The sequence below is a fragment of the Tardiphaga sp. P4_G1 genome (genome assembly GCF_056401215.1).
Genome location: NZ_JBFUJU010000010.1, coordinates 247,485 through 260,349 on the forward strand (window position 1 = coordinate 247,485; position 12,865 = coordinate 260,349).

Annotated in this window: 9 protein-coding genes; 1 reads left to right on the forward strand and 8 read right to left on the reverse strand. The window is 60.2% G+C overall.

What is annotated here, in order from left to right; translation table 11 throughout:
- Positions 1-9: 9 nt before the first annotated feature.
- The 7 genes from AC1DUY_RS23815 to AC1DUY_RS23845 form a co-directional block, all read right to left on the reverse strand.
- Positions 10-1,581: a formate dehydrogenase beta subunit gene (locus AC1DUY_RS23815; protein WP_478117568.1), complete on the reverse strand. Its 1,572-nt coding sequence runs from the start codon at positions 1,579-1,581 to the stop codon at positions 10-12.
- Positions 1,578-2,069 (reverse strand): formate dehydrogenase subunit gamma, encoded by a 492-nt coding sequence (locus AC1DUY_RS23820; protein ID WP_089267785.1) that lies wholly within the window; start codon positions 2,067-2,069, stop codon positions 1,578-1,580. The genes AC1DUY_RS23815 and AC1DUY_RS23820 overlap by 4 nt, the downstream gene beginning before the upstream one ends.
- A 178-nt stretch (positions 2,070-2,247) precedes the next feature.
- The gene (locus tag AC1DUY_RS23825) at positions 2,248-3,147 is read right to left on the reverse strand and encodes a LysR family transcriptional regulator (protein ID WP_068729536.1); all 900 of its coding nucleotides are present in this window, start codon (positions 3,145-3,147) and stop codon (positions 2,248-2,250) included.
- A gap of 277 nt (positions 3,148-3,424) precedes the next feature.
- Positions 3,425-3,631, reverse strand: coding sequence for a hypothetical protein (locus AC1DUY_RS23830; protein WP_068729538.1), 207 nt, complete (start codon positions 3,629-3,631; stop codon positions 3,425-3,427).
- A gap of 472 nt (positions 3,632-4,103) precedes the next feature.
- A complete protein-coding gene (locus tag AC1DUY_RS23835; protein WP_478117571.1) occupies positions 4,104-6,101 on the reverse strand; it encodes an O-linked N-acetylglucosamine transferase, SPINDLY family protein in 1,998 nt (665 codons plus the stop codon).
- Between the two features lie 138 nt (positions 6,102-6,239).
- Positions 6,240-8,846 carry a tetratricopeptide repeat protein gene (locus AC1DUY_RS23840; protein ID WP_478117573.1) on the reverse strand — a complete coding sequence of 869 codons (2,607 nt, stop codon included), beginning with the start codon at positions 8,844-8,846 and terminating at the stop codon, positions 6,240-6,242.
- Positions 8,847-9,193: 347 nt separating this feature from the next.
- A complete protein-coding gene (locus tag AC1DUY_RS23845; protein WP_441230889.1) occupies positions 9,194-10,720 on the reverse strand; it encodes a porin in 1,527 nt (508 codons plus the stop codon).
- 419 nt (positions 10,721-11,139) lie between these two features.
- Between AC1DUY_RS23845 and AC1DUY_RS23850 the strand changes: the two genes are divergently transcribed.
- Positions 11,140-11,613, forward strand: a complete 474-nt coding sequence (locus AC1DUY_RS23850; protein WP_309942281.1) for a MarR family winged helix-turn-helix transcriptional regulator — start codon at positions 11,140-11,142, stop codon at positions 11,611-11,613.
- A 42-nt stretch (positions 11,614-11,655) separates the two neighbouring features.
- Here AC1DUY_RS23850 and AC1DUY_RS23855 read toward each other — a convergent pair whose 3' ends face one another.
- Positions 11,656-12,798 (reverse strand): alpha/beta hydrolase family protein, encoded by a 1,143-nt coding sequence (locus AC1DUY_RS23855; protein WP_441230891.1) that lies wholly within the window; start codon positions 12,796-12,798, stop codon positions 11,656-11,658.
- Positions 12,799-12,865 lie beyond the last annotated feature (67 nt).

Consider the following 12,865-nt stretch of genomic DNA (forward strand, 5'->3'; position numbering starts at 1 on the left):
GTTGCTCCTTTACTCTGCGGCCTGAAGGCGCGATGGCGCCGGGCCGAAATCTCCGGGGAAATGTTTCAGCGCACTCATCACCGGATACGGCGTGAAGCCGCCCAGCGCACAGAGAGAACCGAACTTCATGGTGTTGCTGAGATCCTGCAGCACGGCGATGTTCTCGGCCACGCGTTCGCCGCGGCGGATCTTGTCGATGGTCTCAACGCCACGGGTGGAGCCGATGCGGCACGGCGTGCACTTGCCGCAGGATTCGATGGCGCAGAATTCCATCGCAAAGCGCGCCTGCTTCGACATATCGACGGTGTCGTCGAACACCACGATGCCGCCGTGGCCGATCAGGCCGTCGCGCTTGGCAAAAGCCTCGTAGTCGAATGGCGTGTCGAACAATTCGCGCGGGAAGTAGGCACCGAGCGGACCGCCGACCTGCACCGCGCGGACCGGCTTACCGGTGAAGGTGCCGCCGCCGATATCATCAATCAGCTTACCCAGCGTGATGCCGAAAGCGACTTCGAAGAGGCCGCCGAACTTGATGTTACCCGCGAGTTGGATCGGCATCGTGCCACGCGAGCGGCCCATGCCGTAATCCGCATAGGCCTTGGCGCCGTTGTCGAGGATGAACGGGATCGCCGCAAACGAGAGCACGTTGTTGATGACCGTCGGCTTGCCGAACAGGCCTTTATGCGCCGGCAGCGGCGGCTTGGCGCGGACGATGCCGCGACGGCCTTCGAGCGACTCCAGCAGTGAGGTCTCCTCGCCGCAGACATAGGCGCCGGCGCCGACGCGGACTTCGAGATCGAACGCGTGCGCCGAGCCGCGAATCTTGTCGCCGAGATAACCGGCGCGCTTGGCGGCAGCGATACCCTCATTCATCGCCTCGACGGCATGCGGATATTCCGAACGGATATAGATGTAGCCTTTGGTGGCGCCCACCGCGATGCCGGCAATGGTCATGCCTTCGATCACCACGAAGGGATCGCCTTCCATGATCATGCGGTCAGCGAAGGTGCCGCTGTCGCCCTCGTCCGCATTGCAGACGATGAATTTACGATCGGCTTTGGTATCGGCCACCGTCTTCCACTTGATGCCGGTCGGGAAGCCGGCGCCGCCGCGGCCACGCAGGCCGGAGGTGGTGACGTCGGCAATGATGCCGGCGCTATCCAGCGTCAGCGCGCGCGCGAGGCCCCTGTAGCCATCATGCGCGATGTAATCCTCGACCGACCGGGGATCGACGACGCCGCAGCGCACAAAGGTCAGACGCGTCTGCTTCTTGAGCCACGGAATCTCCTCCGCGACACCAAGACGCAGCGTGTGAGAGCCGTTTGCGACCATCGCATCGAGCACCGACGCAACGTCTTTCTCTTCGACCGGCCCGAAGGCGACACGGCCTTCCGGCGTCGCGACTTCGATCATCGGCTCCAGCCACAGCAATCCGCGCGAACCGGGGCGAATGATCTCGATTGCAAGCTTGCGCTTTTGAGCCTCCGTTTCGAAGGCACTGACGAGTTCATCGGCGCCGACTGAAACGGCGGCCGCATCGCGCGGAATGTAGATCTTGAGAGTCTTGTCAGACGATGTCATCGCTGTGCCTCCGCGACCAGCGCATCGATGCGCTTCTCATCGAGGCGGCCAACCAGACGGCCATCGAGCATCGCCGATGGCGCCGTGGCGCAGAGCCCGAGGCAATAGATCGGCTCCAACGTAACACGCTGATCCGCCGTCGTGTTTCCAAACTTTACACCCAATTTCGCTTCCGCGCGCGCCGCAAGTGCATCGCCGCCAGCCGCTTGGCAAGCCTCAGCGCGGCAGATCTTCAGCACATGCTTGCCGGCCGGCTCGTGGCGGAAGTCATGGTAGAAAGTGAACACGCCATGGACCTCGGCGCGCGACAGGTTACGCGCTAGCGCGATCATCGGGATTGCCGCCTCTGGCACATAACCAAAGGCTTCCTGCATCGCATGCAGAATCACGATCACGCCGCCTTCCACATGGGACAGGCTCTCGATGATCTCGGTGCCTCGGTCGGCACTCCAAGGCTCATAAGCATTCGGCTCGTAGGCTGCGTTCATCCCGGTACTCAATTGATCTTATGACTGGAGAACCAATCAAAATTGGAATCGATCCAAAGATCAATAAAGCTGTCTCATGCTGCGATACGGAAACGGTATCGACACCCGGCGAAATCGATGAATTTGAAATGGTTAGCTTGGTTGCAGCGCAGCAATTGCAGCACCCGAAACGAAGATCTTACGCCTCCAGCGACGGCGCAACCTCCCGGGCGATCTGGACCAGAGTCGCCACCAGCGGGGTCATGGGATCGCGCTGGGGCACCACGAGGCCGACGCCGTAATTCACCACAGGATCGACGATCGGGATCATACGAACCGAGTCATTGGCGGTCAGACCCAGCGTCTCCGCCAGCTTGGCCGGCATCACGCTGGCCCAACGGCCGGTCTTCACATGTGTATAGAGCACGATAATCGAATTCGACGTCAGCATCGGCATCGCCTCGGCGCCGACCGACTTCAGGGCACGATCAATGATGCGCCGGTTCTGCATGTCGGGGGTCAGCAGGCATAGCGGCACCTGGCCGACTTCGGACCAGGTGACACTCTTGCGATCGCCGAACATGCTGTCCGGCGAGGTCAGCAGCCGGTAGCTTTCTTTATAAAGCGGGATCGAACGCACTTTGCCGAGCGGTTCGTTCTCGATGTAGGTCAGGCCCGCATCGACTTCGAGATTTTCAAGCAGACCGAGCACGGCCGTGGAGGTGCAGGACACGATGCGAAACCGCACATCGGGATGCCGCGCACGAAACGGCGTCGTCAGTGAGGCGACCATGCCGAGCACCGTAGGAATTGCGGCAATGCGGATCTCGCCGGACAGACTGTCCTTGAGGCCGTTGATTTCCTGCTTCATCGCGCGAGCATCACCGACGATGCGGCGTGCCCAGTCGAGTGCGCGTTCGCCTTCCGGCGTAAACCCCTGGAAGCGCGAGCCGCGCTGCACCAGCATCACGCCGAGCATGTCCTCGAGCTGCTTGAGGCTGGTGGACATGGTGGGCTGCGTCACGCCGCAAGCTTCCGCGGCGCGGCCGAAATGCCGTTCCTTCGCCAGCGACAACAGCAGTTCAAGTTTTTCGATCAAGGGGCGCCCCGCTCCGACCACATCATTTTTGCCGAGGTGCGGCGCGACGATCGCGTGTGTGGCCTTCGGTACCCGCCCTCGGGGCAAAGCATATGGTGCGAAGCCGCTTTGCCGCAACCATCGCAGTAGGACGAGTAGAGATCAGCCCCGGCCAAGCTTCCCGCTTCAAGATAGAATCTGGTTGGGGTCTTTGGGGCGGTCTGCTTCGTCGCGGGGTCCAAGGCCCCGGCGACGACAGCAAACGGCAAGTACGATCAGCAAGAAGGCTGATCCGAGATCAACCCAGGCGGCTGATCTGCTCTTCGGTCACGACACGCTCGATGTTCTCGGACTTGCTCTTGATCCGGTAACGCGGGCGACCATCGGCTTCGATCGGAAGGCGAGAGGTGATGGTGTAGATGCTGCGTTCCTTGATGGTGGAACGGCCCTGCGGCCCCTGCAGCTGGTGGTGAACGTCCTCATTAATTGCGTAGTTATGCGCCATTATTCATACTCTCCACGATGAGCGGCTTTTAGCCACAACTTGCTCAAAAAGCAAGAAATCTCTAGCAATTTCGGTCAGATAGCTCGTCAGTCCTGATATGCAACGATGGGCAACAGGTCATAATTTGGACGCCTCTGCGACAGATTCCATCTCATGCTGCCGATCTGGTCGGCAGCAATTCTGTCGTTTTCAGAGGGGGTTGGACTGATTCAAGGGCGTGCCGCCATGACACAGTTCCCGCGCCCTTTCCGCGTTAGCAATAATCATGGAATACCAGCCGGGCCACTCGAAATTGGCCCAAAAAAGCCGAAAAACCACCGGCAGGGCATTGCCGGTGGTTTCGGAGATTTACAGCAGAGTGCGCGAGTCTCCTTGAAGACCTAGGGCCGTCAAAAAATTTGCCGGCTGCGCACGAAAATATTACATGAGCCAGAATGTTGAGCGCAATACCTGATTTGCTCAATCAAATATATTATTGGCCGCTATCGTGAACGGGGACTGTTATATGGCCCGGCGCGAGGCCTGCCCGGGCACGTTCGGACATCCTGTGAAATGCGGTTTCGATATCACGCGCCAGACGCCGGGTGTCGAAGGCCGGCATGTTCAGACGATTGGCCGATAATTTCTCCCGGATCGACGACAACCGCTCGGGATTTTCCGCCAGCTCGATCGCCATACGCTCATAGTCATCTCGCTTCGCCGCAATCAACTCCGGCACACCCAGATTCTGCAAAAGACTCGCGGCAACGCGCCCTGCAAAGGTTTCTCCACGACACGTCAGCAACGGCAATCCAGCCCATAATGCGTCGCTCGCTGTGGTATGCGCATTGTACGGCAACGTATCGAGAAATAGATCCGCACAACGATGCCGCGCCAGGTGCTCGGCCGGCAGCATGCGCGCGGCAAAGACCAGACGCGCGGGGTCGATGCCCCGCAATTCTGCTTCGCGGCGCAGATTCGCCACAGCCGCAGCGCTGTCCTCCAGCAGCCAGAGAACGCTACCGTCAACGGCTGAGAGAATCCGCGTCCAGCTATCGAAGACATCGGGCGTAATCTTGTAGGCATTGTTGAAGCAACAGAACACAAAGCCCTGCGCAGGCAAGCCGACCTCGGCACGTGTGAATGCACGCGTCGATATCTCCCGGCGATCGTCATTGGCCTGATAGCAATTCGGCAGCCAGGCCACTTTCTCGCTATAGAATTGCCGGTGCTCGGGCGGCAGGACGTGCTGATCGGCGAGGATGTAATCCATGAAACCCGCGCCGAGCGTGCCGGGAAAGCCGAGATAATTGACCTGCACCGGCGCGGCCCTGCGCGCGAATACGCCGGTGCGCTGCTCGCCGAAATAGCCGTTGAGATTGACAAGGATATCGATGCGCTGCGCACGAAGGGCGTCCACCGCCTGCGGATCGCTCAGTGTCGAGATATCGACGATCCCATCCACGGCGCCAGCGATGCGTCGCCTGATGTCGCTGCCGTCGTCATACCCGTTGTCGATGGCGAAAATCTCGAACGCGCTTTTGTCGTGCTGCTCCAGCACACCAACCAGCAGCAGCGAGGTCGCCTGCTGTCGAAATTCACCGGAGAGATAGCCGACGCGAATTTTTGCATTCGGCCCGGTCGGGGAAACACGCAGCAGTGGAGTTTGCATGGGAAAACGCGAGGCGTTGGTCAGTTCGGCGCAGCGCTGCAGGCTGCGTTCCGAAGTGGCCACGCCTTGCCAGCCAAACGGCTCGGCGGCCAGTTTGCCGGCTATGAGATCAGCCTCGATCTCCGCAATCAGCGCATTCGCGTCATGCCAGTCGCAGACCAGCATCTTCTGATGCAGCAGGTTGCCTTTCAGCAGCGGCATGTCCGGATTGAACTGGCGTGCGCGGCCATAGGCCTCCACCGCTTCTGCCGGCATCTGCATCTGGCCAAAGATGTAGCCGCGACCAAACCAAGCTTCTGCCAGATCGGGCTGCAAGGCGAGTGCCGACTCGCAGGCTGCAAGCGCCTCGTCATAGCGCTTCAACTCGGCCAGCGACTTGCTCTTGTTGAAGAATGCTGCGGCATAGCGCGGGTGGAGCACCAGCGCGCGATCGAAATCCGCCAGCGCGGCGGGGTAGTCGCGCAAATCGTTCAGAACCGTGCCACGATTATTCAGCGTTTCGGCATTGCCGGGATTGAGCGCCAGCGCTTCCGTAAAACGCTGCAATGCCTCGTCCGGCCGGTTCAGCGCCTTCAGCACCAGTCCGTAGTTGTAGAACGTGGCATCCGATGTCGCATTGATGCGCAGGGCCGCTTTCAGATACGGCTCGGCCTCGGCATGGCGCTTCAGCGCGACCAGGACGATAGCGAGAATATTCAGCGCCGGGAAATGCTTCGGGTCTTTGCGCAAGAACTTGCTGAATCCGCGCTCGGCCTCCTGGAGGCGGCCCTGCTGGAAGGCAGCGAATGCGCTTTGAAACAGTTCAGCTGGAGACGCCATGGTTGTTCGGACTTCTGGCTTTGCCGCTTGCGTGGCCGGGGCCACGCCATCCGGTATAGACACCCGTCTCGGCGGCGTCGAGAACGCCCGGAGCTGCGCAACTACATTGCCCGCCTATCTTACTATCTATCAATGGTCCTAACAGCCGCCGGCCTCAATATGGTCGGGCGGCAGGCCGTGGAGGTGGCGGCGATACATCTGTTCGTACAGCCCCTCAAGATCACGGGTGAAGCGAACGCTATCGAATAGCGGACTGGCGAGGCGGTTGGCCGCTAGTTTGGCCTTGATGCCATTCAGGCGGGCGGAATCGGTGGCCAGCAGCACCGCGAGATCTTCATAGCTCTGACGATCGTTGGCAACGAGTTCGGCGAGGCCCACCGCCTGTAACAGGCTGGCGGATACCCGACCCGCGAAGGTCTCTCCCCGCTGCGTCAGCACTGGGAGGCCGGCCCAGAGCGCATCGCTGGAAGTGGTGTGCGCATTGTAAGGGAGGGTATCCAGAAACAAATCGGCGAGACCATGCCGGGCGAGATGATCCGCCAGAGGAACGCGCGCTGCGAAGACCAGTCGCACCGGATCGATGCCGCGCGCTGCGGCCTCGCGCTTCAGGTTCCGTTCGGCTATCGCATCTGGCCGGAGCAGCCACAGTACACTGCTCGGAGTACGCTTGAGGATAGCCATCCAGCAGTCGAAGACATCGGGCAAAATCTTGTAAATACTGTTGAAACAGCAGAATACGGTACCGTCCTCCGGCAGACCAACTCCCGTCCGACTTAAATGGCGCGCGCCAATGACTTTTTTCTCGTCATTGGATTGATAGCTGTGCGGGAGATAGGCAATTTTCTCCGTGTAATGTCCGTGAGCACTTTCGGGAATGACGATTTTGTCGGCCAGGATGTAATCCATCACATCCAGGCTGAGCGTTCCGGGATAACCGAGATAGCTCACCTGTATCGGCGCGGGCCGGTGAAGGAAAATGCCGGGACGGCTGTCTTCCGTATAGCCTTTCAAATCGACCAGAATGTCGACTTCGGCGGACCTGATGTCCTGCGCCACCTCCGGGTTGGTACGGTCGCGCACATCGATCACGCGATCGAAGGGGGCGAGGATGCGCTTCCGCATGGCCGACCGATCGTCTGGACCGAACGAGACTGCCAGAAGCTCAAATCTCGACCGATCGTGTCGCTCGAACAGGCCAGCCATCAGTTGCGAGGTCGCATGCTCGTGAAAATCGGCGGATGCATAAGCGAGTCGGATCTTCGCATGTTTGTAGCGTTCGCCGTTCCACAATGGTTCGGTCGACGCGCGTGGCAGGCGCTCAGCCCATAGCGACGCATGCCGCTTGTGCAGTTCGCCCGACGGCAGCAAGCCAAGAGAAACGAATGGCGTCGATAGCTCCCTGCCATCGCGAATAGCAGCCTCCAGACCGGCAAGTCGCACCTCGACATCGGTCCAGTCGGCGATATGCAGTTGAGCATGCAAACGTTCACCTTCGATATGGAAGGCGTCCGGACGCAAGCGATAGGCGGTGTCGTAGTCTGACAGCGCATCCTCGAAACGCTTCATCTGCAGGAACATGTTTGCACGGCTGTCGAATACATCGATATCATCGGGTTTGAGACGCAGTGCCTCTCGGTAGCAGTCGAGCGCTTCGTCATAGCGCTTGACGAGGCCCAGCACATTCGCCCGGCAAAGCCATGCGCCCGGATGCATAGGATCGATCTTTCTTGCCTCGCCATACGCAGCAAGCGCGTCGTCGAAGCGTGACAATGAGGTCAGCAGATTGCCGAAGCTGATCCACAGGTTACTATCGCCGGGCACAAGCGTCAGCGCCGATCGGAACTCCGCTTCGGCCTCAGCGTGGCGACCGAGACGAAACAGCGCGACAGCGCGGCCGCGGCGCGCCGCACCGGCCTTCGGCGCCAGTGCGATCACTGCATCAAAGGCGCGTAACGCTGCGTGGAAATCATGATGTCGGTTCATCACATCGCCTAGTGCGATCCACGCTTCGACCGCGCTGCCGTCCAGCGAAACGGCCTTTTCATAGGATGCCGCCGCCTCCGGGAGGCGATCCAGCGACACGAGAACATGGCCGCGGCCGAGCCACGCGGGGGCGTGGCCAGCATCCAGCGCAACCACACGGTCGAAGGCATCGAGCGCCTCGCCGAAACGCGCACCTACGCTGAGGACATAGCCGCGGCCGAGCATGGCCGGTATCGAATCCGGCACGAGTTCAAGATGGCTATCGTAGGACGTGAGGGCATCGCCATAGCGCGCCAGTTCCGTCGCGAGATGTCCGCGCCGCAGCCAGGTCTCGGCAGCGCCGGGCTGGATCTCCAGCACCTTATCGAAAGCCGCGAGTGCTTCGGTGAATGCGCCTTCGCTTGTCTTAATCAGCCCAATCTTGTGATGGGCTTCAGCATTCCGCGGATCAATCGCCACGATCGCCCGGCATGCTGCAAGGGCATCGGCAGCACGCCCGTCGTGCAGTTCGCAGGTCGACAGCATCGTGAGGGCGGCCAGATTGTTCCGGTCCAGGCCGAGAATTATCCGAGCCGTTGCCGCTGCGTCGGAGAATTTGTCCTGCTCGAGCTGCGCAATCGAGAGATTATTAAGCGAGGAGAGGTGGTTCGGGACCACCTCAAGTGTGGCGCGGAACAGCCGCTCGGCCTCCGCAAAGTTCTTCGCATCAAGTTGATCCAACGCTGCGAAAAAGAAATGTTTCCCCGTATCCGATTGAGCCATCGCCCCTCAAGCATTCTCACCTGCCACGACAGGCAGCCCGAACCTTAAGTAGTGCCATCACCTTCGTCGGTAAAGGCCAAACGATTCCATCAGAAACAGTCGAGCAACGTGGATCGAAGGGTACAGACACATATCAGTCAAAGAAAGAGAGGGTAAGGCGCAGGCGCGCTCGGCTGGTGTTGGTGAAGCGGCGCTCCAGCGCAACCACCGTGAGAAGCAGAGGACTGGCCCGATGGTGAGGCTGCCGCGTTCGTCGAGCACAGTTAAGGTTCATCAAGCAAAAACCCCCGGCAGTTTTCTGCCGGGGGTCTTTGTTTCAGATAGCGATTGCCGTGAAGCAGTCGATATTAGAACGAGCGCAGGATCTGCACCGAACCGTTGTACAGGTTCTGGTCAGCCGTGTTGAGCACGGTGCCGGCTGGCTTACCCGACATGCTCGTCACAGTGTAGGTGCCGTTCAGGTTCTGATCCAGGCGGCTATAGGTGAACTGAGCCGACAGGGTCAGGTTCTGAACCGGGGTCCAGGCCGTACGGGTACCGATCTGGGCGAGGCCCAGGTCGAAGTTACCCGTGCCAGCGAACACGCCTGCACGAGTAGCAGCAACCGTCTGCGACGAGTTGGTACCCGGACCACCGGTGGTCAGGCCCTGGAAGGCGGCCATCATCAGGTCGTTGCCGGAGCCGTACGAGATGTGGCTATAGTTGCCGAACAGCGACGTACGCCAAGCCGGGTTCCAGTAATGCTCGTAGAAAGCGCTAACTTCCCAAGCGGAACTCTGGATGATCTGACCGCCGGTGGTGTACACGCCGTCCAGAACATAGCCGAAGCCGAGGCTGTTGCCATCAACCTTGGCGTAACGGCCACCACCCGAGGTGTCGGTCGTGCCGCCGAAGACGTACTTGGCAGCGCCCTTGCCGTACGACGCTTCGATCTTCAAGCTGTCGCCTGCGCCGGTGGGCAGGTTCTTGAACTCGACCGCGCCGCTCACAGCGAAGCCATACTTGTCGTCAGCATGGCCGGTTGCTTCGTTCGCGCCGTAGAAGCCCGGGGTTGCAGCATGCATCGCAGCAGCGAAGTGCAGGGTGCCCCAAGCCTGATCGAGGCGGATGTTGCCAACGATATCAGGAATGTGGTTGCCGCCGTAGGAGTTACCCAGGAAGGTGTTCGAGTTCGTGCCGTAGAACGCACCGGTGAACGAGGCAGCGCCCGGACCAACGATGAACGCGTTGGTATTCCAGAGACCGGCGTTGCGGTAGGCCGATGCGTTTTCGATCGAGATCGTGCCCGACACGCCGTTACCGAACGAAGCGGTGTAGGCCAGCTGCGGGATACCGGTCGCGTTGTTCGAACCAGCGTTGAAGCCCGACGAGATGTACGGCTTGGCGAGCGCCCACTGCGGATCGAACTGCGAGACGGCCTTACCGAAGGTGAAGCCGGCGAACTGGATGAAAGCGTAGTCGACTTCGGTGTAACCACCAGCGATCGATTCACGATCCTGGAGGAAGTCGAACTGGATGTTCGCGTAGGTACGAACCACGCCGTATTCGGTCGCGGTGCGGGTGTCCGTCGTCAAGTTGACGCGTTCACGGGTCGAGAAATAGTTCTTGGTCCAGAGATTGTTGCCGCCGGCACCACCCTGCCAGAACGGAACGTCGTAGGTGCTGCCGTTGAACGCAACGTCCAAACGGATCGCGCCGCCGATCTTGATGCAGGTATCGGTGCCGGGGATGTAGTAGAAGCCTGCGCCGTAGAGCGAGCAGATCTTCACGTATTCCACTGCCTTGGCCTTCACCGGAAGATCGGCTGCCTGAGCTCCGCCGATGGCGATCAGACCCGCCGCCGAGCCGAGGATAAGGCTCTTAATCATCGTCATGTTAAACCTCCAAGTTGTCCAAAAGGGAAGGTTCCGGATCTGCCAGGCGCGTGCGCCCGAAGATTTAGTCCCCCAAGTCCCCAAACTAACCGCTAGAGCACTTCGCGCTTTCGGAAACACCCGCATAACGCGAGGCACTCAAGCGAACTACTTCAACGGGACGATCGAGGGTTTCCCCATCGCCGGAACTGAGAATGCCTGCGCAATTCTTAGAAGCAAAATACTTTATGAACTCAGGTAACTTTATCGCGATGCAGTGTGGTTTCCCGGCAACACACGAAATCGTGGTTTGCGCGTCACAATTCACTGATACAATTATAGAATTCTGAGAAGTGTGGGACGATGGAATGGCCGGCGGGGCAGTGGTGACTATGCGTGGGGGATCTGCGGGCTGGAACGAAAATGAGCTTTCGATTTGGGTGACCGGCCAGAATCAGGAGATCATCCGACAGTTCATCTGGGACATCGCCTCGATCAACGTCCATCTTGAGGGAATCCGCCAGTTCTGGGCCAAGGAGCTCGGCATCAGCGGACCGCAATGGATGATCCTGATGGCCGTCAGCGACCTCGATCGCGGCAACGGTGTGCCGGTCAAAGACGTCTCCGCCATGCTCCACGTCGACCCCTCCTTCGTCACTACCCAATCCAAGATGCTCGAGAAGAATGGCTTCATGCGGCGCGTCGCGTCCCGCGAGGATGCCCGCGTCGTACTGATGTCGCTGTCCGACAAGGCCAGCAAGAAGATCTCCGCACTATCAACCCGCAGGGAGTCGCTCGGAGATTTCATTCTCAGCGATTTCGACGAGCAGGCCTTGAAGGAGATCGGACAGCACATGTCCCGGCTCAAGAGTCGCCTCGAAAAAGCGACACTGATGCTGGAAGTCGAGAGCTGAACGTCGCCGGGTGAGCGGCGGTCAATCGACCGAGCCGCGCCCCTACTTCGTCCCTGCGCGCAGGCGATCGACAATCCAGTCGAAGATGAACTCGTTGCCCACTGTCGGAATATCGATCTGGGCGGGCGGGGCCACCGTTTCCGACGCGCGAAAGATCTTCAGTTCGATGTCGAGGCCGTTTTGTTTCATGACGCGGCAACATTCCGTGACGTGATCGACATCGAGCCAGTCGCGCTCGCCCATCGCAACCAGGACCGGGCATTTGATATTGGCGGCGACACTGCTGCTGTTGAAGCCCTCGATTTCACTCGGACAGCCCAGACCAGCCCGGCCTGAAATGCGGCTGGCAATAAACGCGCGCTCGTGAAGCTCCCAGATTCCGGCATCGCAAACAGCTGCTGCAAAGCGGTCGTCGAGATTGGCGCCGCGCGTCGCAAAGGCAGCTCCGAGGCCGTCTCCGAAGATCGCAATTCGCTCCTGATCGATATCGCTGCGGTCGGCCAGGAAATCGACCCAGCCGCTGATCGCCGTTTCGACCTCATACCGACAAGGCGACCCGATCATCTCCTGGCTATAGGATTGACCGGGTAAATCGACGAGCAACAGCGAGAGACCACGTTCCAGCGCGTAGCTGGGCACCCTGTGCAGATGCTCTTCCTTGTAGTGGCCCTGCCCGACGACGCAGAGAACGACCGGCAGCGGCCGCGTCGCGCGCGGCGCAGGAACGAAGTATCCCTGCAACACACCGTCCCGCCACGGGATCTCGACGACCTCGCCGGCAGGCGTTGCATGCTGCACGTAAAGTCGGGCGCAATCCTGCATCAAGGCGATGGCTGCGCCTTGCCGCGGATCGCTACAAGCGAGCATGACCTGAGCGGTGCGATAGTAGTTGGCTGCGCGCAGCCAGTTGCTCAGCGCCGTCGGGATGCGGCCGCTGGCCAGCGCCTCCGCGGCGCGCTCACGGTTGATATCAGCCGCGCTGTGCCATTCGCGATACCAGCTCTCGTCATCGCGCGGATTGATGCGCTCCGCCGCCAGGAAACATTCCGAAACGGTACTTCCGCCTTCCTGCGCCGCGCGCAGCACGCGCAAGAACTGCAGCGAAAAGTCTTCATGGCCGGGCCATTGCTGCCAGCCGCGCCCCTGCGACGATGGGATGGCCCTGCCGAAATCGATAATGGTCACATCCCTGGCCCTTGACGGAGATCGCTTGGAAGATCGACGAGAAGCATGGGTCTTGCGCCCATTTGTG

Bases quoted from the DNA above. Each gene is read 5' to 3' on its own strand.
- AC1DUY_RS23835 (WP_478117571.1), bottom strand. From the start codon at position 6,101: ATGGCGTCTCCAGCTGAACTGTTTCAAAGCGCATTCGCTGCCTTCCAG.
- AC1DUY_RS23845 (WP_441230889.1), bottom strand. From the start codon at position 10,720: ATGACGATGATTAAGAGCCTTATCCTCGGCTCGGCGGCGGGTCTGATC.
- AC1DUY_RS23840 (WP_478117573.1), bottom strand. From the start codon at position 8,846: ATGGCTCAATCGGATACGGGGAAACATTTCTTTTTCGCAGCGTTGGAT.
- AC1DUY_RS23820 (WP_089267785.1), bottom strand. From the start codon at position 2,069: ATGAACGCAGCCTACGAGCCGAATGCTTATGAGCCTTGGAGTGCCGAC.
- AC1DUY_RS23830 (WP_068729538.1), bottom strand. From the start codon at position 3,631: ATGGCGCATAACTACGCAATTAATGAGGACGTTCACCACCAGCTGCAG.
- AC1DUY_RS23815 (WP_478117568.1), bottom strand. From the start codon at position 1,581: ATGACATCGTCTGACAAGACTCTCAAGATCTACATTCCGCGCGATGCG.